The sequence below is a fragment of the Cellvibrio sp. GW822-FHT04B05 genome, from assembly GCF_058800985.1.
In genome coordinates this window covers 551,838-573,204 of record NZ_JBXAMU010000004.1, presented here as the reverse complement: position 1 = coordinate 573,204, position 21,367 = coordinate 551,838, and the positions used below count along the sequence as shown (strand labels likewise).

The window sequence follows — 21,367 nt, the reverse complement described above, 5'->3', positions numbered from 1 at the left end:
CATGTTCGACGGTTTCCAGGAAATCCTCTATACCTTGCGTCAAAATAAATTGCGCACCGCACTCACTGCTTTCGGTGTGTTCTGGGGTATTTTCATGCTGATTCTGTTGCTCGGTGCCGGGCGTGGAATGCAGAACGGTATCTATGACGGTTTTGGTTCGGACGTTATGGATTTTATCGTGGTGTACACCGGCACTACCTCGGTTGCCCATAACGGCAGGGGCGTTGGTCGTACCATCGAATTAACCAAAGACGATATCAACTCCATCACGCAAAAAGTTCCCGGTGTGCGTTTTATTTCTGCGGAAAATAGGCGCGACGGAATTTCATTGGTTTACGAAAAGAAAACCGGCTCTTTTGGTGTGCATGGTGTACCTGACGAATATTTTAAAATTAAGGAATCCATTCCCTTTAACCTTGGCCGCAAAGTAAATCCACTTGATGATCAGCAAATGCGCAAAATCACTGTTATTGGAACGGTAGTGAGCGAGCGTCTTTTCGGTAAAGATGTAGATCCAGTTGGAAAAAATATTCGCATCAACGGTGTAGTGATGAAAGTCGTGGGTGTTTTTTACGATAAAGGTGATCGCGGCCGCGATTCCGAACGCGTTTATATTCCGCAAATAACTTTTCAAAAATTATTTGGTACGAGCGATAAGATAGGTTCAATTTGGCTGCGTCCGCAAGAGGGACAAGATGGATTTGCACTGGAAGAAAATGTTATCCAATTATTAAAGCAGCGCCATCAGGTAGCACCGGATGACCGCCGCGCAATTCGCTCATTTAATATGGCCGAGCCGGCCAAAATGGTGAATGGATTATTCCTCGCCATTAATGGTTTTATCTGGTTTGTCGGTTTGGGAACATTAATGGCCGGTATCGTAGGTGTAAGCAATATCATGATTATCACCGTGAAAGAGCGCACCCGGGAAATTGGTATTCGCAAAGCCTTGGGCGCAACACCGTTCGGTATTGTCAGCACATTACTAATGGAATCTATTTTGGTAACGGCCATCGCCGGTTATGCCGGTTTGGTGTTGGGTGTGGGGTTATTGGAATTGGTGTCATTCGGGCTGCGCTCTGCCGGTGCCAACTTGCCTTTCTTTCAAAATCCGGAAGTTAATTTCCAGGTAGCCATTACGGCGATTATTTTATTGGTAGTGGTCGGTGCTTTGGCAGGATTAGTACCTGCGTTAAAAGCCGCGCGCATCATGCCTGTTGAAGCTATGCGCGCGGATTAGGGAGCACATCATGCTAATTGATACCGAAAAGTGGCAAGAGATTTTTCTCACCCTCAACCAACACAAATTGCGTACAGCACTCACTGCATTTGGTGTGTTCTGGGGCATCTTTATGCTGACAGTTTTGCTGGGTGCGGGTAAGGCGTTGGAAAATGGTGTGGTAGAAGATTTTAAAGAAATTCCCAATTCCGTTTGGATATGGTCGCAGGGGCCTACGCAATTAGCTTATCAGGGCTTGCCGATTGGCCGACAAATCCGCCTGAAAGCAGATGACGTTGAAGCGATACAAAATAGTGTTGCCAGCGTCGGAAAAATTTATGCACAAAACAGTGTTGGTATTTGGGGTGGTTCACCGGCTTATACCGTATACAAAAAAAATAATGGCAGCTTTTCCATTCAGGGAACGCATGCAGGTATGGGAAATATCCACCAGCAAAAAATAATTGAAGGCCGTTACATCAATGAAATTGATGATAGCAAACGACGCAAGGTTGCCATTATTGGAACGCGGGTTAGGGATGTATTGTTTGAGCCGGGCCAAAACCCTATAGGTGCAGACATTACCCTTTCCGGAATCAGTTTTCAGGTGGTGGGCGTTTATAAATCCAGTTCGACTAATCCGAATAGCGGTGAAGAAGAAAAAATTTATATCCCCAACGATACCTTGCGTTATGCCTTTAACCAAGTGGATTGGGTCGGCAGTTTTGTGGTGATTCCAAAGCCCGGTGTGCATGCAGCGGTAGCAGAAGCCGATGTAAAAAAATATTTGTTTGAGCGCAATAAAATCGATCCTAAAGACGTAGGTGTTTTAGGTAGTTTTAATTTGCAACAAGAGTTCGACAAAATTTACGGGCTATTCACCGGCATCAATCTATTTAGTTGGATAGTTGCTATTGGCACTATCATGGCGGGGGCGATTGGCGTGGGTAATATTATGTTGATCGTTGTAAAAGAGCGCACCCGCGAAATTGGTTTACGCAAAGCGTTGGGCGCAACACCGGGGTCGATCATCGGCATGATTGTACAAGAGTCAGTTTTCATTACTGCAGTTGCAGGTTATTTCGGTTTGGTGGTCGGTGTATTGCTGCTTGAGGGAATCAATAAAATGATGGAGGCCAATGGCGGCAGTGCGGGTATGTTCCGCAATCCGGAAGTGGATTTTAACACTGCAATCAGTGCGGTTGTGGTTTTAGTGATATCAGGTTTATTGGCATCCTTAATGCCCGCTGCAAAAGCAGCTGGTGTGAATCCGATAGTAGCCTTGCAGGATGAGTAAAAATTTTTCGCGCAACAAATAATGTTAACAATTTTATTTTCAGCAATCGTAAGAAGGACACCATGAAAAAGTTTATCTGGTACGCAGTTTTGGGTTTAATCGCCATAGTGTTTATCGGCACAGCGGTATTTCTATACAACAAATCCCAGGCAAAACCTGTTGTATACCAATCGGATGCGGTATTTAAAACGACCATTCTGAAAAAGACAGTGGCGGTGGGGAAAGTCATTCCCCGCCGCGAAGTTGAAATTAAATCGCAAGTATCCGGTGTAGTAGAGCAGCTGTATGTAGTGGCTGGGCAGACCGTGAATAAAGGTGACATCCTCGCCAAGATCACCCTGGCGCCCAGTATGGTGATGCTCAACCAGGCGGAGTCACAATTGGAGACTGCCAGACTCAATTTGCAAAATGCTACCGTTGAATTTGATCGCCAGAAAAAACTCTATGCCGAAAAATTAATTTCTGCCTCTGAATACAACAAATTTTTATTGACCTATGACTTGCAGCGCGAAGCAGTGACATCGGCAGAAAACAACTTATTGTTGATGAAATCCGGTGCAACGAAAAAGTCAGATAAAGTTTCTAATATGATTCCCGCCACAGTGAGCGGTATGGTGTTGGATTTACCTTACAAAGAAGGTGCATTTATCGTTGAGACCAGTTCTTTTGGCTCGGGAACCACCGTTGCTACCTTGGCCGATATGAACGATATGATTTTTGAGGGCATGGTAGACGAATCAGAAGTGGGCAAGATTCGCGAAGGCATGGAATTGGTATTGGATGTAGGTGCGTTGGAAGGCGAACCTTTTACCGCGGTACTTGAATATATTTCGCCAAAGGGTGTTACTGACCAGGGTACTATCAAGTTCCAGATACGCGCAGCGGTAAAATTAAGTGAAAAATTATTCCTGCGTTCTAACTATAGCGCGAACGCCGATATTGTATTGGACAAGAAAGAAAATGTTGTTGCGATCAACGAAGGTAACCTGATCGTAGAAGATAAAAAACAATTTGTGGAAGTTGAAACCGGCCCACAAAAATATGAGAAACGCGAAATCAAAACCGGCATTTCAGATGGTATTAATATCGAAATCGTCAAAGGTCTAAAAGAAGGTGATAAGATCAAGCACCGTTAATCCTGAATTACCATCGATAAAAAATGTTAGAGAAATTAAGCCAGTATTATCAAGTGAAATAAAAAAGAGCCCTAATTGTGGCTCTTTTTTATTTCATATAATTAACGGAAGCAAATCAAATTTTGGTTGCGGCAACTTCCAATTCCATAAAGTAAATTGTGGTGGTGCCTTCAAAACCGGAATCGGTACCCAGGAGTAACCAGAGACTGCCTTTATCATCTGAAACCGTAGTGTAACTGCCTTTTTCAGTAATCAGGGTTTTCTTCAGATAAGGTGCTGTTTCGCTTGTCGTGCTGCATTCTTGTGAATTTGCAAAGTCACCGGCAATGATTGCATCGCTACCGCCAGTTGCCTGATTGCCTTTATCCCAATTCAACAACAAAAAGCCGGTGCCATCATTTACCGCGTTGGGTTCATTTTTTGTTGCGCCAACTTTAATCCACACGCTGTTGCCCGGTGATCCACCAATGCCCATGCAGTTATTCTGCGCGTTGGTGCCAAAGGTAACTTTAAAGCGAAAACTGTAGCGGGTATTTGGCTCAAGCCCATCGACTTGTTTGGTTATGAACATAAACAGGTCATCGCTGTGGTTATTGCCGGTAACTTTAAAACCTTTGCGTGTAGTGGTTAATTGGGCCGGCAGATTGCTATGGCTCGAACCCAATTCATAAAACTCTTCTTCACCTTGGGGGTAATCTGCAAAACCTGTTTTCCAACCGGTAATGCTATCGTTGAAATCGATATGTAGCATCTTGGTATTGGGATCCACTTTGATATCGTTGTTATCGCTGCCGCAAGCGGTAAGTAAACCCAACAGCGGTAGGATAAGCAGGGCTTTTCTCAATGAGGCGAGTGGTAATAGAGAGAATGGGGGCATGAATATACTCCGAAATTTTTAAGGGTATTTCCCGTTATTTAACTTGGTTGATTTTGCGCAGCATTCGGGATTGTGTCTGTGGAAGATATGTAGCATGTCGTTAAAAAATGTAATCATCTATTACTTACTGGTACCCTGGATCGCGCTGATGATGGAAGTTGTAGCGCATATGAATTAAATTGTAATTATTTGTAATAAGTGTATTGCTGGACTACAAATCATTACAACAGCAATTGCTAAAGCCATCTATAAATAACACTGTAATGTCCAACTCCTTTGTCCCTTACTTATGAAACTGTTACACGCGCTGATTGCTGTTTTTATCCCTGCTATTTTTACTGGCAGTGCGTCAGCCTGTGCGCCTGCAACGGACGATTGTGTCGAAATAGGTAAATGGGAGTTGAGCCTGGGTATTGGCGTGGGCACACGTACTAATCCGCTTGAGGCAACGCCGGACATCCCGCTATTTTTAATTCCACAAGTGAACTACAACGGCGAACGTTTTTTTATCCAAAATCTTGATTTCGGTGTGATCTTGTGGGGGGACAAAAGCCAGCAGCTCAACCTGTTTGTCACACCCGGTTACGATCAGGTCTTCTTTCATCGTTGGAGTCCAAGCAACTTTTTTATCGATGCAAACGGCTTTGCAACCACCGGCAAGACCGGCAACCAGACGGAAAATATTCCGGTCATTGAACTCGACGATGATAAAGAATTGGTGGCCCCAAGCTTTAGAGATGTGCCGGAGCGCGATTTGCACAATCGTCGTATGGCTGGTTTGGGTGGACTTGAATACAGCCTGAGCACTGATCTTGTCGATCTGCAATTGCAGTATGTGAGCGATTTTACTGGTATCCATCATGGTGACGAAGTACGCATAGCACTTGCCAGGAATTGGATCAGTGGTCGTCATCGGATAGTAACGTCTGTTGGTGCTATCTGGCAGAGTAGCGAAGTGGTGAATTATTACTACGGAGTTACCTTGCCTGAGGCAGATCTTCGTGGCACTTACGCTACCAATGCCGCGGTGACCCCGATTGCACGTTTTGATTGGAATTACCAACTGACTGAACGCTGGGATTTGCGTTTCTTGGCCAATTATCGCCAGTTACCCGATGAAATCTCAGCAAGTCCACTAATAAATGACAATAAAGTGATCACTGTTTTCATTGGGGGGGTGTACCATTTCTAATGGGAACCTGCTGAGCTCACGCGCTATAACGCCTCTCGCAGCATCTCTTTTTCTGGCAGCCTTGCTGCCGGGAAGCTATACGCTCGCCGATGTTCCACTCGATAATAATTCAGGGCGTGCGAGTTCATCTTCATTGCCGCTGATCCAGTTTTCGATTAAACCGCGCCTGTGCGTATTAAATGCGGGTGAAGAAGTCTGTCGCGATGAATTGGAAGTGAAGTGGTTATCGGCGCAGGCGCGTTCGCTGTGTCTCTATCAAACCGATAAAGTTGAGCCGCTGCGTTGCTGGCAAGAAACCACGCAAGGTGAATACCAATTTGAATTGACCGCAAGTGTGAGCACCGATTTTCAATTGCGCGAATTGGATAGCAACATTTCGTTGAGCGACCAGCGTTTTCAAGTGGTGTACAACGAAAAAAAATACCGCAAAGCCAGACGTAATCCCTGGAGCTTTTTCTAGGTTGTCATTGGTTAAGGCGCAAACGGGATTTTTTACAGAGAACTTTTATGTCGCAAAACAATTTAATTTTATTGGTTGAAGACGATCGCCGTTTGGCGCAGCTGGTAAAAGATTTTCTTGAGAGCAATGATTATCAAGTTGCTATCGAAGAAAACGGCAACCGTGTTATCCGTCAGGCGCAAAATTTAAATCCCGCATTAATTGTTCTGGATTTAATGTTACCCGGCAAAGATGGCCTTACGCTGTGTAAAGAATTGCGCCCGCAATTCAAAGGCCCGATTTTAATGCTTACCGCGCGCGATTCGGATTTGGACCAAGTGCTGGGTTTGGAATACGGTGCGGATGATTATGTTATTAAACCCGCCGAACCGCGTGTATTGCTTGCACGCATCCGTGCACTCATGCGTCGTTACTATCAAAATGATCCGCGCGAACAAGAGGCGCTGGTGTTTGGTGAGTTATGTATTCAACCGACTGCGCGCAAAGTTGTACTCGCAGGTGAAGATATTATTTTATCCAGCCATGAATATGATTTGCTGTTATCACTGGCGGCACAGGCCGGGCAAATCCTCAGCCGCGAATTTTTATTTAACCATATCTACAATCGCGAATACGACGGTTTGGATCGTACCATTGATGTGCGCATTTCCCAATTGCGCAAAAAATTGAATGATAACCCGGATAACCCAACACGTATCAAAACAATTTGGGGCAAGGGGTATTTGTTTATTGCTGATGCCTGGAAATAATGCCGGTCGCACTGATTCAATTTAATGCCTTCTCGCTCCCAGGCTTTGCCTGGGAGCGTGTAATTTTATTTATGCGGCGAATTTATTTGATTATGCATTCCCCAGCGAAGCTTGGGAGTGAGGGTAAAAAGAACAGTAAGAGAGGGATAGCGACGTGAACCGCGCGTTTATTTCGCTGTACTTTTTTATTGTTGCCTCAGTGGTGTTAATCGGTTGGGGCTTAAACCAGTTTTGGGAAAGTGTTGCGCCCGAACAAGAACCAACCGCAGAAATCCATGCGCTCTTCCAGATGATCGAACAGGATTTGCTGGCGCAACAACCGCAATCTGACACAGGTTATACACAGGCCGCGCAGCAACTCAGCACTGGATTAAATCTCAGCCTGGAATTATTACCGCTTGATGACCTCGCTCAATCAGCGGCGATGCATGAATTACACGCGGGAAAAATTCTGGCGGCGACCAGCGATAACAATGTGGTGTGGTACAAAAGGCTTGCCCAGACTGATCAAGTCATTATGCTCAGTATTCCGGTGGATGACGATAGTGAATCACCGGTTTACCGTGTGCTGTTGTTGGTGTTTTATCTCGGTATCGCCCTGGTTATTTATTTGTGGGTCTGGCCGTTATCGCGCGACAGTAAAAAATTGGAAAGCCAGACCCGCACCCTTGGTAAAGACGGTGTGCCGGAAACATTAAATATTTCGCCCACCTCTGCGCTCTATCCACTCGCGCAAGCATTCAACCATATGGCGCAGCGATTGCGCGAATTAATTGCCTCGCATCGCGAAATGACCAACGCTGTTTCACATGAATTGCGTACACCGCTCGCGCGGATGAAATTTGCACTTGCGATGATTGAAGAAGAAAAATTGGATGAAAAAGGACGCCGCCAATTGCGCAGTGTGGAGCAGGATATTGCCGAGATGGAATCGCTTATCAGCGCGCTTTTGGCCTACGCCGGTTTTGAACAAAAGAGCCAACAGCTAAAACAAACCAGCGGCTATATGCGCGACTTACTCGACGAATTGCAATTGCGTTTTGCCCGTCACAACCAACGTAAGTTACATTTGGAAATTTGCGATACCACCAATAACGCTGAATTTGTATGCGAGTGGAAACTGATTGAAACTGTACTGCAAAATTTTATCAACAACGCCGCGCGCTACGCAAAATCCCGCATCCGTATTGAGTTGATGCAAACAAATAGCGAATACATTATCACTGTAGAAGATGACGGCCGCGGAATTCCCGCCAGCGAACGCGAGCGCGTATTCGATTCCTTCGTGCGTCTCTACTACGCCGAGCAAGACGGTGACCAAACCTCCGGTCACTCCTCCACCGGCGGCTTCGGTTTAGGCCTCGCTATCGTCAAACGCATCATGCAATGGCATCACGGCAGTGCGCAGTTTGCTGAACCGGAAATCCTCGGCGGTGCAAGGGCGCAGATTCGTTGGCCGAAGTTAAAACAATAATGTTCTTGAATTTATTTAATAATATCTATGGCGCTCGTGAACATAATATAGCAATATGTAATTCCAAAGTTGAACTTTGAAATTACATAGAATTATCTCTACTTATGATTAAACGCCATATTGAATCCGAGCTTGTCCAATTACTTGCAGAGTACCCCATAGTAAGTATCCTTGGTCCCCGTCAGGCAGGTAAAACCACGCTTGCACGGCAGTTTTTACCGGACTATGCCTATGTAAACTTTGAACATCCGGAAACACGTGACTTTGCGCGGGATGATCCCAAGGCATTTTTGGCACAATATCCTGGCAAGGTAATTTTTGATGAAATTCAACGCTTGCCAGAACTACTTAGCTATCTGCAGATAGCAGTAGATAACCAGCATGGAAATGGGCGCTATGTTCTTACCGGCTCCCATCAGTTAGCTTTGCGTGAGGCGATAACTCAATCATTGGCTGGACGTACCGCTATATTGCATTTGCTGCCATTTTCCATTGCCGAGTTGCGTGAAAATAATCTGGGTTTTGAAAATGCGGAAAATTATATTTATCAGGGATTTTTGCCACGCATTTACGATCAACAACAGCGCCCGACACAAGCCTATGCCAATTATTACCAAACCTATGTTGAACGCGATGTTCGTCAGCTTATCAACTTGAAAGATGTTACCCAGTTTCAAAAGTTTATGAAGCTTCTGGCAGGACGGGTAGGACAATTGATGGATTATTCATCCCTCGCTGGCGATGTTGGTGTGAGCGCAACTACGATAAAACATTGGCTATCAATACTGGAGGCTTCATTTATTGTTTACAAACTTGTGCCTTATTTTGAAAACTTTGGTAAACGCGTAATCAAAACCCCCAAATATTATTTTGTAGACACCGGGCTACTTTGTTTTTTATTGGGAATAGAAAACCCGCAACAAGTCGCTCGCGATCCATTGATCGGGAGCTTATTTGAAAATCTGGTTGTAATGGATTTTGTTAAGAATCTCTATAATAAGGGAAAGCTTGATAGCCTGTATTTTTTTCGCGATAGCAATGGTCTTGAAGCTGATTTGTTATTTCAGCAAGGCCGCCAATTAATTCCTATAGAAATTAAATCCAGTTCCACTTACAAGCCGGAATTACTACGCGGGTTAAAACGTATTATGGAATTATCGCCGCAAATGGTAAATGCGCATTTGGTTTATGCGGGCGACTCCAAACAATTTAGCAATGGAATTACTGCGCTTGAATTCGATAGTCTTCATGTATTTTTAGAATAGACGGTATTAACGAACAGTCGTGGATGGATAAGTGCTACACATCAATTTCAGTGTACCGATTGAAGCGCGGGAGTACTGGAGTTGTTATGTGGGAAGCCAATAGCTACTAAAAGTAACACATGATATTAAACAAAGTTCGAGGGTGGAAATTCTGTTCAAGATCGGTGTAACATCCCCCCCTCGTTGTGTTTAACGACAATAAAATGAGTAAGAAGCACTAAAAAGTGCTCTTCGGGACGGGTTTCTCCCCCGGACCTTTTCAGCTATCTGCAATAGTGTCTATCTCGGTCAAGACCAAAATCATCACTGATTTTGGTGATGATTCTACGCGTCCTTTAATCAGGATTTAGCGGGGAAGAACACGAGATAATGGCAATAAAAACTTCATTTTCGCATCTACTCCCAGTACCGCGTTCCGGTGCTGCAGTATTCCAATGCCTTTGCATTGCGCAGGCGTTTGCTTGTCATTTCCGTAGGATCTCCTCTTATCGAATATGGGTACCTGTGCTGGTGCCGCAGATCAGTGTATTGATCGTGCCGAATTCTATTCTTCACTATTTGCTGTCCATAGGCCGCGTTTGATTTTTCACAATAACTCCAAGCAACTCTAAGAAATAACAAGAGGGGAAGACGATGCACAAGAAACGTTTATTACCACTATGTATTGCTCTGGTGGCCGCAGGCCAGTTACAGGCGCAGACGGCAGCTGAAGATGATAATGTCCAGGAAGTGACAATCACGGGTGTTCGCAGCGCGGAATTAAATGCGCGGGAAGAAGAGCGCTCCAAAAATATTTTCAGCTCGGTAATTTCCCAGGATGATGCGGGTAAATTTGCTGATCAAAACGTCGCCGAATCTTTACAACGTGTACCGGGTATTACGTTACAAAAATCCGAGGGTGAAGGACAGTTTGTCAGTGTGCGTGGCCTTGGTCCCGGTTTTGTTAATGTGAGTATGAATGGTAATGAGTTAGCCTCTTCTAGTTCAGATACCCGTGCTTTTGCATTAGATGGTGTTCCGGCGGATTTGTTGAGCTCAATTGAAGTATTCAAATCGCTTACTCCTGATATGGATTTGAACTCTATCGGTGGTACCGTCAATGTTAAAACGGTAAATGCATTTGATCGCAAGAAAGATACGTTGCGCGTTAGTGCTCAGGTATCCGAGCAGCTCTACAACGGCGATGCTTCTCCTAAAGTGTCCATTCAAGGCACTAATTTATTTGCTGATGACACTATAGGTGTGGGTTATTCCATGTCCTACGAAGAGCGTGGGACTGATGGTTACTTAATTCAGCACCATGCTGACCAGGATTTAACGTACCGCCAGCAAAATCATAAAGGGTTAACTGCTCCATCTGGAGAGCGCATGTTAACGCCATGGCAATTTGAAGCACGTGAAGAGCAGGCAGAGCGCACACGTTCTGCCGTATCAGTCGATTTGGGTTGGCGTCCGACGGATACTGATGAATTCTACATTCGCTACAGTCGTACATCGCTGGAAGACATGGATATCGCATTGCGCGAATATTATCGCTTCGACACTGCATTTACCGTTGAGCAGGAAGTCCCCTATACAGACCCTTCCACTAATACATTTGGTGTTACAGATGCTGAATTACAGCATCAATTTTTCATCCAAAAAGGGAAAGCGACCACGGACGCTTTTGATATTGGTGGTAAACATAATTTCGCTGACGACACCTGGAAACTCGATTACAACTATTCACATTCTGTCGGTGAGTTCTCGAAACCCGATGGCCGCCGGGTGCAATTCCGCATCCAGGATTTGGCAATGCTGGGTCGAGCAGGTGAAGACTATATTGCTGCGCAAATAATTTCCCCGGCTGAAATGGCTGCCCTTGCAGAAACTACGACCGCTAATTTAGTGAATACCGGTGGTTATTTTTTAATGGACCCTACCAAGCGTAAGCAGGGGGGTATGACTTACGATAATATTTTTATCGAAGATAGTTTCCGCACCGATACACTCGATCAAATCAGTGCAAATTTGCGTCGCGATTTCGAAGAGGGTTTTGTTAATTACATTAAGACCGGTTTTGTTGTGAAGGCCCGTGAACGTGACCGCAACAAAGATCGCTGGAGCATCGTACCAGGTAACTACCCGAATGCGTGTGGGGGCGATGCTGTATGTGACGATTTGCGCAACTCATCACTCGCGGATTTCGAGACTTACACACCTGCGCACCCTGATATGCAATACGATTTTATTACTCGCAACGAGACTGAACGCTTGCTTGCAGCAACATCACGTATTGCAAAATACACCGATCCTAATCTCACCGGTCAGGAAAGCCGTAAAGAGGATTATTTTTTAACAGAAGATGCACAAGCTATCTATCTCATGGCGGAATTTCAAACGTCTGAAAAATCAACGTTGATTGCAGGCGCACGATATGAGCAAACGGATTTCGCGTCAGACGGTTATTTGGCAATTCGCAATGATCGCTTCACTGAAACTGATAATGCAGAAAATTCGAATCTCGATATCGCAATTCCATTGCAAGACACAGAAACTTCTTATAACGATTTCCTTCCCAGCATTCATTACCGCTATGACATGGCTGAAGATATGCTAGTGCGTGCATCTGTGTGGACCAGTTTTACTCGTCCATCATTTGATCAGGCGCGTGCTTTTGGTGAAGTCGTTGGCCGTGTAGTGCTGTGTAATCCGGAGACGTTGGTATGTAATGACAACCCGCCAGCAAATGGTGGTGTTATTAATAGCCAGCAACAAATTACTACTACGGGCGGCACACCTTTTACTATGGGTAGTGGTAACACGTTGAATATTGGCAATCCTAATTTGGTTGCCATGACCGCCGTTAACTTCGACACCTCTATTTCCTGGTATGGCCAAAATGGTGATAACTGGCAAATAGCAGCGTTCTACAAAGACATCGAAGATTTTATCGTGGATGTACGTGGTGCTTCATTGCGCAGAGATGAACTGCCGCTGGAATTACCATTGGATCAAATAACGCAGTTCGGAATTGCCAATGATTTAATGATTAATCGCGTAAATTTCGCCACCAATGGTGAGTCTGCCAAAGTCTACGGTGTTGAATTGTCTTACTCGAAATTCTTTGAGTCCGGTATCTTTATACAATCAAACATGACCTTGATGGATAGTAAGGCAGAAGTTGGCGATACCCTTCGCGTTGGCTCTATCAAACTGCCCGAGCAAGCGGATGAAACAATTAACGTTTCTGTAGGTTGGGAAGGTAAAGGTTTAAGTGCGCGGTTGATCGGCAATTACCGCAGCGAAATTCTCAAGCGTGTGGGTTCATGTAATGCAACTGCTATTGCTGCAGATGCAGCATTAGGTTATGCAGAAAATTGCCGCACTTGGGCTGATGTTTATCAGGATGCAAGTGCGACGCTCGATTTCAAAGCAACCTACGAATTCAACAAGGCACTGCAATTTAGCTTTGACATGACCAATCTGACTGATCATGTAGACACCTATTATTTCAGTGGTAATAAAAGTTCTGGCGGCAAGGTGCTGTTTACCTCCGAAGATTATGGTCGTACATATTTATTGGGTATGAGCTACAAATTTTTGTAAGCCCTGTGAGTAACAGCCAACTATTCATTGTCGACTTAGAATTTATTGAGGAATTTCAACATGAAAAAAACAACGTTATTAAGCGCGATATGTTTGAGCGCTGGCTTGGTTGCTTGTGGCGGTAGTGACCCCAAGAGTGCATCATCCAAACCAGACACATTATTCCCTGATGATTATGTTCCGCCATCATCAGCAAGCAGTAGCAGTACTTCATCAACAGGTTCGCTTGTTAAGCAAGCTATTCCATATCGTGAAAGTTTTGATGGCGCTATTAATACGCGTACCTTCTTCTCAGCTGGTTACAAAGCGTTGAATAGTGATGCGACCAAGCCATTTTACTTTCCCGCAGGTGGGTTTTTAGATGAATTTGGTAACCCATCACCAACCGCCACCTCCTGGATTACCGCAGATGCGAATCGTAAATTGCGTCTTGGAAATGGTCGTCTGACCTTGGGACAAACCAAGTTGGAAGTGAATACCACAACTGCTGATACCAGTATTCCTACCTGGGGTGAATTCGATTTAAGTAAATCGTACAAAGTTTCTTTCTGTGTGGTGCAGGTGAGTGCTGCCAGTGCGAGTAACTTTGAACTTTACGTAGATAACAATACTACTGGTGGTAACAACTCGATTTATGGTGCGGGCAACGCGTCTCGCATTTTGCAAGCTGCTACTCACACTTTGGTACCTGGTACTCGTCAGGAAGTGATCGTCCCGAAGGCGTCAGGAGATCGTTTGATTGGCAGTAGTACATCATTCTTTCAATTCCGTGTTTCCAGCGGTGGTTGGGCAGTTATTGATGATCTGGTAATTGAGTATGTGGGCGAGCCGCATGGTTTTACCTTGCCTGCTTGTGTTGCTGAAAACTCTGTAGCACCCCAACCGGAAACCCCGCCAACAGCCCCTGCTGCGCCAACGATTATTGCTGGCGATGCAGAATTGGTTGCGAGTTGGACTAGTGTTGGTGTGGATACAACATATGCAGTTATTTATAACACTGTAAATGATACGGCTTCAGCAACAGCCTTTAGCGGTAATCCGGTTTCGGGTACGAGCGCGCAATTAACAGGTTTGACTAATGGCCAGGAATATTTCGTCTGGGTTAAAGCGAAGAACGTTGTAGGTAGTAGTGATTACAGCCCTTCAGGTTCAGGCACACCAGTAGCACCAACGGGTACTGACGCAAGCAAAGAGTGGGGCTTCAATAGCTTTAGTTACAGCGCGTTATTAAGTGCTACCACTGGAACTGTAGCAGTAACCGTAAGTGAAACTCCTTATGAAGCAGATGGTTTAACAATCTTTTTGAACAACGGTACGGCGTTGCGTTATCGCTTTGATAGCAATGCCTGGAACTACAACGGTAATTCTTTCCGTTCAAGTGATAGTCGTGTACCTGCTGTAGGCGAAGTTGTGCCAGAACTAAGAACTTACGTTGGTGTGCCAGTGGTAAGTGGACGTGCGGCTACAGTTACTTTTACCGTAAAACAAACTGGTAGCGGCCAAACAGGTAAGGCTGTTGTTGTCGATCAGGATAATCGTGTTGTCAGTGTGGTTGTTATCGCCGATAGCACCGTTACTGTAGATATTCCGGTGTCATTAGCTGAAGGCCATAGCACTACAGAGCTACGCGTTTTCTATTCACGTGAGGGCGCAGGTTCGGGTGGTATGGATTTGACGGAGCTGGTTAAGAGCTATGCCGATAGTCCATTGGAGCCATCAAGCTCATCTAGTAGCGAAGCAAGCTCATCTGCAGCTGCCAGTTCAGTCGCCGAAGTTTCTAGCAGCTCAATACCAGCCAGTTCTACTCCGGCAACCAGCTCATCTTCCAGCAGTTCAATACCCGCCAGTTCAAGCAGTGATAGCAGCTCTTCAGTCAGTAGTGTGACGGGCGGTGGTGCTTCATCAGATAGCAGTTCCAGCACAGCAGGCACTGTGACCAGGACGTGGGGCTATGACCCGGTCGCTTTTGAAGCGGCGGGCACCGGTTTGTTTGCCGCTGCCTATGCAGGAGGCGGTGACAACAATATCAAAGCAGGTGCCGATATCACCGTAGATGGTCTGCACTTCTATTCAACAGCAGCAAACGTAATGCGCTATCGACCAGCTGGCTCTGCTAACAATGCCACCAGCCTGGCGTGGTGGAATACCAATGGCTCATTCTTCAGCAATAACGCAACAATGGTAACGGCGGTCGGTAGTGACGCCCCGTCCAATGTACGCGCATATATTGGTATACCGGTTGAGGCAGGCAAGGCGGTCACAGTGACAGTGAGCTTCAAGCAGACTGGCTCAGCTGCAACAGCGGCCAAGGTTGCGTTCATTGGTGGAGCAGCGCCAGGAAAAGTACTTGCGGAAGCGGATGCCAGTTTTGCCGCAGCAGGTGGCGATAGTGGTTCAAGTATTTCACTAAGCCTTGATGCAACCCACAGTTTGACAGAAGTGCAGCTTATCTATGGACGTGAAGGGCTTACGACGGGTGGTGTAAACATTACCCAGATCGATCGCACTCAGTAAACAGAAGTATTTACAGTTTTAACGCGAACAATAAGCCGATCGAGATCGGCTTATTTTTCCATCAAAAAACATTCATAAGATTAATAATAAAAGCAGAACCACTATGAAAACATCACCACTATTACTCAGCTTGTGTATTGCTGGAGTGCTAAGTGCTTGCGGCGGTTCAGACAATAAATCCAAACCAGCCTCTTCAAGTTCAGTCGGTGTATCCAGCTCCCTGGTGTCGAGCGTTTTAACAAGTGTGCCAGCGAGTAGTTCAACACCATCTTCAGTTGCACCGAGTTCAGTTCCTGAATCATCATCAAGTTCATCAAGCAGTGAACCTGCAAACGTTGCCTGGGCATGCCCGGCGACTGGTTTGTATTTTTGCGATGATTTTGGTGCGAACAACTATGACAAATGGACGTTGAAAGCGGCAACCGAAAATACTACCGGGCCGAATGGTACATTTGATATCGCTGATGATAATGGCAATCATATTTTGCGTTATACCGCAGCAAGCACCGGCGGTGTGATTGCGTTAGTCAAACCTGACGCCTTTGCAGGGGTTACCTCGGCTGATTATTACGTGGAGGCGAAAATTCGCCCGCGTGCCAACAGCACAACTGGTAATAAACAAATTTATTTAATTGCACGCTATGTGGATGATAACAACTGGTATGCCGGTGCACTCAATGTGCAAAACGCTAATACCAGCACGCAAGTAGAAATCGCCAAAATGAAGGCGGGTTCAATTAGCCGACCTAAACAAGTGAAAAAAGTGATCGATCAAGGCACCCTCGGTGAATTGGATGGCGTTTGGTATACGCTACGCTTTGAAGTACTTGGCAGTAACCTCACGGTTTATCTGGACGGTGAAAATATTGGCAGCGTTACCGATGCGGATTTCACCGGTACCGGTTTGATCGGTTTATGGACTGCGAACAAATCATTTGAAGTAGACGATGTAAAAGTCGGCAATGCCAATGATAAACCCGCTTCATTATTACTCTCGCCCGCTGCAACAACCTATGCAGCTGAAGTAGGCGATGCACCGCGCGTTATCTCGGTTGACGCTAAAACGGACACTGGTACGAAGGACACTTTTACCGTTGTCTCCAGCGATAATGCAGTACTCAGCGCTAGCATCAGTGGCACCAGCGTAACTCTTACGCCGGTTGGCGCAGGCACTGCCACTATCACTTTTACCAGTGCATCCAAGCCTGATCTGATTCGCAAAATCACCGCAACAATCGCCCCGCAATTTGTAATGCCAACTGCAACTTACAACCTGAGCGGTTTGACCGCGCCAGCAGTGGGCGAGGTGAGTGCTTATGAAGATGCCACACTCAAGCTGACCTTTGATTCTGCACCGACCCTCGGTACGACTGGTTCAATCCGCATTTTCAAAACCAGTGATAATTCGCTGGTGGATAAAATCGCGTTGACCGATGAAAGCGATGCAATTGGTTACGGTACTTTGCGCAGTATTAAAACTCGTCCGGTGCGCATCAGTGGTAACACCGCCAGCATTTCATTGCATGCTAACAAATTGGAATACGGTACTGCTTATTACGTAGCAATCAGCGCATCAGTCTTTACCGGTGCGACGCTCGCAGGTCAGCCATTTGCTGGAATTGGTAAAGATAGCGGCTGGAGTTTCACCACCCGCGCTGCTGGTCCGGATATCACAAAAACTACGCTTAGTGTTGATGATGATGGCAGCACTGCCGACTTCCGCTCGGTGCAGGCTGCGCTTAACTTTGTGATGAAAAATATCGCGCTTGATACGCCGGCAACCATCACTGTACGCAATGGTATTTATGAAGAGCCTCTATATCTGCGCGCTAAAAATAACTTGACCATTCAAGGTGAAAGCCGCACCGGCACGGTTATCCAATATCCCAACAACGAGTTGTTAAATTCGGGGTCGGATGGTCGCGCACTGATGCTCGTGGCTACCGTCGATATGCTCACGCTGGATTCGCTAACGTTGAAAAATACCACCCTCATCGGTGCAGGTGGGCAAGCGGAAACGATTTACTTCAATAGTCCGACGGGTCGCTTGATCGCCAAAAACGCCAACTTTATCAGCGAGCAGGACACCCTGTTATTGAAAGGGTGGACCTGGTTCTACGATACCCTCGTTGCCGGTAACGTCGACTTTATTTGGGGTTACAGCAAAGCCTCTCTGTTTGAGAAAAGCGAAATCCGCTCACTCGGCCGATCTACCGGCAACAGCAATGGTGGCTACGTATTACAGGCGCGTGTTGAAGCCGCAGGTGATAAAGGTTTTGTATTCCTCAACAGCAGTTTGACGGGTGGCGCTGGTCCGACCAATGAATTGCCAATTGATGGCTCTCATTATTTGGCACGCAGTCCAGGCGGCACAACCACCTTCGACAATATCGTATTTGTGAACACCAAAATGGGTGCGCATATCGCCGCTGAAGGTTGGGCCGGTTTGGGTGTGAATTCACAACCAGCAGCCAACCCTGCTACTGGTACGGCCACCACTGGTTGGCGTGAGTACAACACTATGGATTTGAACGGCGCAGCTTTAAATGTCGCAAGCCGTCAGTTTGGCCATCAATTGTCATTGGTAGAAGCTGCAGGTTATTGCAGCCGTACGCAAGTGTTCGCGGCATTTAACAATGGCGCCGGTTGGAATCCGCTACCAGGTGATATTAGTGATTGTGTGAATGTGGATGGTGTGCTGACAAATTCATCGTCTTCTTCATCAAGTTCATCTTCAGCGATAGCAAGTTCGGTTGATAGTTCATCAAACAGTTCGGTGGTGAATGGCGGTAATTCTTCCAGTGATGCGAGCAGCTCTTCAAGCAGTGTTTCATCACCGACAACAACGAGTTGGGTTCCAACCTACACCGAGTTGCAAACGGCGGTAGCAGCAGCTCCAGCCGCAAACGGTAATGCGAACTTTAATGCGACTGCAGTACCGGTAACTATCAGTGGCATTAAATTCTATTCCGCATCAGCGGGTAGTTTGCGCTTACACCTGACCAGTGACAGTTCGGCTTACGCGATTAACTACAACGGGACTTCAGTGAAAGACGATACCCAGGCAACACCGGTGACTTTTGTGGAAGGTGGTACACAAGTAAATCCGGCAGCGTTGAACCTTGCTGGTGGTGTAACTCGTTTTGTCTCAGTGCCTTATACACCGGTGGCAACGCCAGTAACGCTGAGTATTACCTATTCAAATGGCAGTGCAACGGCAGCTGGTGCGTGTGAAAACGGTCAAATAGCAATCGTTGACCAGACAGGTAAAACCTGGAAAGTGGGATCGTCTTGCAGCAACCCGGCGAGAACAACTCTCACTGCAACAGTGACTGACCCGAATGTGTCAGAGCTGTTTATTTTGATGAGTCGCAACGGTGATGGCGGTGGCGGAATCCGTATCTGGAATATCGACATTACCAAATAAATATTAAGTTGATCCGAAAAAACGATCGGGCTACGGCCTATCGTTTTCCATTCAGGCTGGGATGCAAAAAACTACAGCAGTAATAGAGGTAATGTTTTTATGAAGCAAACCAATTTTGTTCTCAGTCTCGCGGCAGCGGTTGCGCTTACAGCATGTGGTGGAGGCGGCGGTGGTAGTGGTGGCAATGCCTCATCGATTACACAATTGTCGTCAAGCAGCAGCTTGTCCAGTAGTAATACTTCTATTACATCGGCAAGCAGTTTATCGAGCGGTGCTGCAAGTATCGGTATATCCAGTAGCACGGCGATAAGCAGCAGTTTATCCAGCAGCAGCGAACCGGTGAGCAGTGCAAGTAGCTCCAGCAGTTCCAGTGTGGATTTCGCCAGTTGCGACAACTTCAACACGCCGCAAGGTTACGCCGCTGCCGGTGGTACTGGCGTAACCGGTGGTGCGGATGCCGGCTTGGGTAACAATGTCATCACTGTGACAAATGGAGTGCAACTTAATAATGCGTTGAGCGCGACCAACGCCACTTACAAAGACAAACCGCTGGTGATTTACATTGGCGGCACTATCACCTGGGAAAATTCCGGCAACGCCGAAATCCGTGTGCGTCGCAGCAATGTGTCAATTATCGGTTTGGCTGCGAGCGGAGAATTCCACGGTGTCGGCATCCGCATCAGTCATGGGGCGAGCAATATCATTATCCGTAACTTATTAATTCATGAAGTACCGCAAGCGCGCGGTGCGGGCGATCATATCAACCTGGATGGACAAGATGGTTTGGTAAGCCGCATCTGGATCGACCACAACGAATTTTATAATGACCTCGCCGTCGCTGTGCCAGCGGGTACAGCGAATCCGGATGAATACCAAAAAGATTATTACGATGAATTAGTCAGTGGCCGCAGCGCAGTACAAAACGTCACTATCTCATACAACTACATGCACAACAGTTGGAAAACATCACTCTGGGGTTCATCCGATAATGCAGCAGAAGAAGATAAAGGCCGTACCATCAGCTTCCATCACAACTACTGGAAAGATGTAAATTCGCGTCTGCCTTTGTTCCGCTTCGGCGAAGGCCATGTGTGGAATAGTTATTACCAAAATGTGAGCGGCTCTGGCATTAACTCGCGCATGGGCGCAAAAATGCGAGTTGATAATAACGTTTTCGAAAATGTAAAAAATGCGCTCTGGTCGGGCGATAGCAGTGCGATCGGATTCTGGAACGCAACCGGTAACACCTTTACCAATTCGTCCTGGAGTGGCAGCTTCAACGCCAGTTGTGTGACACCGCCTTGTTATGCAGGGGGCAATAATTCCAATTCGGATTTTATCCCACCCTATGCCTACAACGCGATGGCTACTGTGGATGTAAAAAATCACGTGATGACTTACGCAGGCCGGAATAAAATTGCCAGCTGTTTGAATTTACCCGAGACAAATGCATCATCCAGTTCCCAAGCGAGTAGCGAGTCATCAAGTTCGAGCAGCGCTGTGCCGGCGGTAACCAAAACCTGGGGCTATGATTCCGCTGCATATGCTATTGCTGGAACGGATTTATTCGCAGCAACTTATTCAGTGAGTGCAGACAACAACATCAAGGCCGCTGCCGATATCGACGTTGACGGTTTACATTTCTATTCAACAGCGGCCAATGTTTTACGCTATCGCCCGGCCGGCTCTGCCAATAATGCAACATCATTACCTTGGTGGAATACCAATGGCTCATTCTTTACCAGTAATGCGGTAATGATGCCTGCTGTCGGAGAAGCCTTGTCCAATAATGTGCGTACCTACATTGCTATTCCGGTTGAAGCCGGCAAGGCATTTACCATTACCGTCAACTTTAAACAAACCGGTTCCGCTGCAACAGCCGCGAAAATAGCGTTGGCGGGTAGTGATAATCTGGTCCTGGCAACAGCGGATGCCACTTATGCAACAGCAGGCGGGGATGCAGGTTCAAGTATCACTTTCAGTGGGGACGCCAGTCATCAACTCACTTCGGTCAAGTTTCTTTATGGCAGGGAAGGGATTTCAACGGGTGGCGTAAACATTACCCAAATAGACCGCCTGCAGTAAGCAAATGAAAAAACAAAATGACCGGCATCTGTCGGTCATTTTTTCTTATGGTGAATTTTTCAGGTTCTCCAGCAGCGGTGTTGC

The 21,367-nt window shown here is 46.3% G+C and carries 13 protein-coding genes; 12 read left to right on the top strand and 1 reads right to left on the bottom strand.

Translation table 11 applies throughout. From position 1 onward, the window contains the following. Position 1 precedes the first annotated feature (1 nt). The 3 genes from AC1RJL_RS15620 to AC1RJL_RS15610 all read left to right on the top strand — a co-directional run bounded on the left by AC1RJL_RS15620 (position 2) and on the right by AC1RJL_RS15610 (position 3,652). Positions 2–1,240: an ABC transporter permease gene (locus AC1RJL_RS15620; RefSeq protein ID WP_492915654.1), complete on the top strand. Its 1,239-nt coding sequence runs from the start codon at positions 2–4 to the stop codon at positions 1,238–1,240. A 10-nt stretch (positions 1,241–1,250) separates the two neighbouring features. Beyond that, a complete protein-coding gene (locus tag AC1RJL_RS15615; RefSeq protein ID WP_492915652.1) occupies positions 1,251–2,516 on the top strand; it encodes an ABC transporter permease in 1,266 nt (421 codons plus the stop codon). A 62-nt stretch (positions 2,517–2,578) separates the two neighbouring features. After that, the gene (locus tag AC1RJL_RS15610) at positions 2,579–3,652 is read left to right on the top strand and encodes an efflux RND transporter periplasmic adaptor subunit (RefSeq protein ID WP_492915650.1); all 1,074 of its coding nucleotides are present in this window, start codon (positions 2,579–2,581) and stop codon (positions 3,650–3,652) included. Between the two features lie 115 nt (positions 3,653–3,767). Here the strand turns inward: AC1RJL_RS15610 and AC1RJL_RS15605 are convergent, their stop codons facing one another. After that, on the bottom strand, positions 3,768–4,529 hold the full coding sequence (locus AC1RJL_RS15605; protein ID WP_492915647.1) for a hypothetical protein: 762 nt from the start codon (positions 4,527–4,529) through the stop codon (positions 3,768–3,770). Positions 4,530–4,818: 289 nt separating this feature from the next. Between AC1RJL_RS15605 and AC1RJL_RS15600 the strand changes: the two genes are divergently transcribed. The 9 genes from AC1RJL_RS15600 (at position 4,819) to AC1RJL_RS15560 (ending at position 21,283) form a co-directional block, all read left to right on the top strand. Further along, positions 4,819–5,721 carry a MipA/OmpV family protein gene (locus AC1RJL_RS15600; protein ID WP_492915645.1) on the top strand — a complete coding sequence of 301 codons (903 nt, stop codon included), beginning with the start codon at positions 4,819–4,821 and terminating at the stop codon, positions 5,719–5,721. Between the two features lie 61 nt (positions 5,722–5,782). After that, positions 5,783–6,181: a DUF3019 domain-containing protein gene (locus AC1RJL_RS15595; RefSeq protein WP_492915644.1), complete on the top strand. Its 399-nt coding sequence runs from the start codon at positions 5,783–5,785 to the stop codon at positions 6,179–6,181. 47 nt (positions 6,182–6,228) lie between these two features. Continuing rightward, positions 6,229–6,930: a response regulator gene (locus tag AC1RJL_RS15590; protein WP_492915642.1), complete on the top strand. Its 702-nt coding sequence runs from the start codon at positions 6,229–6,231 to the stop codon at positions 6,928–6,930. 154 nt (positions 6,931–7,084) lie between these two features. Then, positions 7,085–8,404, top strand: a complete 1,320-nt coding sequence (locus tag AC1RJL_RS15585; protein ID WP_492915640.1) for an ATP-binding protein — start codon at positions 7,085–7,087, stop codon at positions 8,402–8,404. A 104-nt stretch (positions 8,405–8,508) separates the two neighbouring features. After that, a complete protein-coding gene (locus AC1RJL_RS15580; protein ID WP_492915638.1) occupies positions 8,509–9,669 on the top strand; it encodes an ATP-binding protein in 1,161 nt (386 codons plus the stop codon). A gap of 633 nt (positions 9,670–10,302) precedes the next feature. After that, positions 10,303–13,257 carry a TonB-dependent receptor gene (locus AC1RJL_RS15575; protein ID WP_492915636.1) on the top strand — a complete coding sequence of 985 codons (2,955 nt, stop codon included), beginning with the start codon at positions 10,303–10,305 and terminating at the stop codon, positions 13,255–13,257. A gap of 60 nt (positions 13,258–13,317) precedes the next feature. Next, on the top strand, positions 13,318–15,771 hold the full coding sequence (locus AC1RJL_RS15570; protein ID WP_492915635.1) for a fibronectin type III domain-containing protein: 2,454 nt from the start codon (positions 13,318–13,320) through the stop codon (positions 15,769–15,771). A 103-nt stretch (positions 15,772–15,874) separates the two neighbouring features. Next, positions 15,875–19,198 (top strand): pectinesterase family protein, encoded by a 3,324-nt coding sequence (locus AC1RJL_RS15565; RefSeq protein WP_492915633.1) that lies wholly within the window; start codon positions 15,875–15,877, stop codon positions 19,196–19,198. Between the two features lie 99 nt (positions 19,199–19,297). Further along, positions 19,298–21,283: a pectate lyase family protein gene (locus AC1RJL_RS15560; RefSeq protein ID WP_492915631.1), complete on the top strand. Its 1,986-nt coding sequence runs from the start codon at positions 19,298–19,300 to the stop codon at positions 21,281–21,283. Positions 21,284–21,367: the final 84 nt, after the last annotated feature.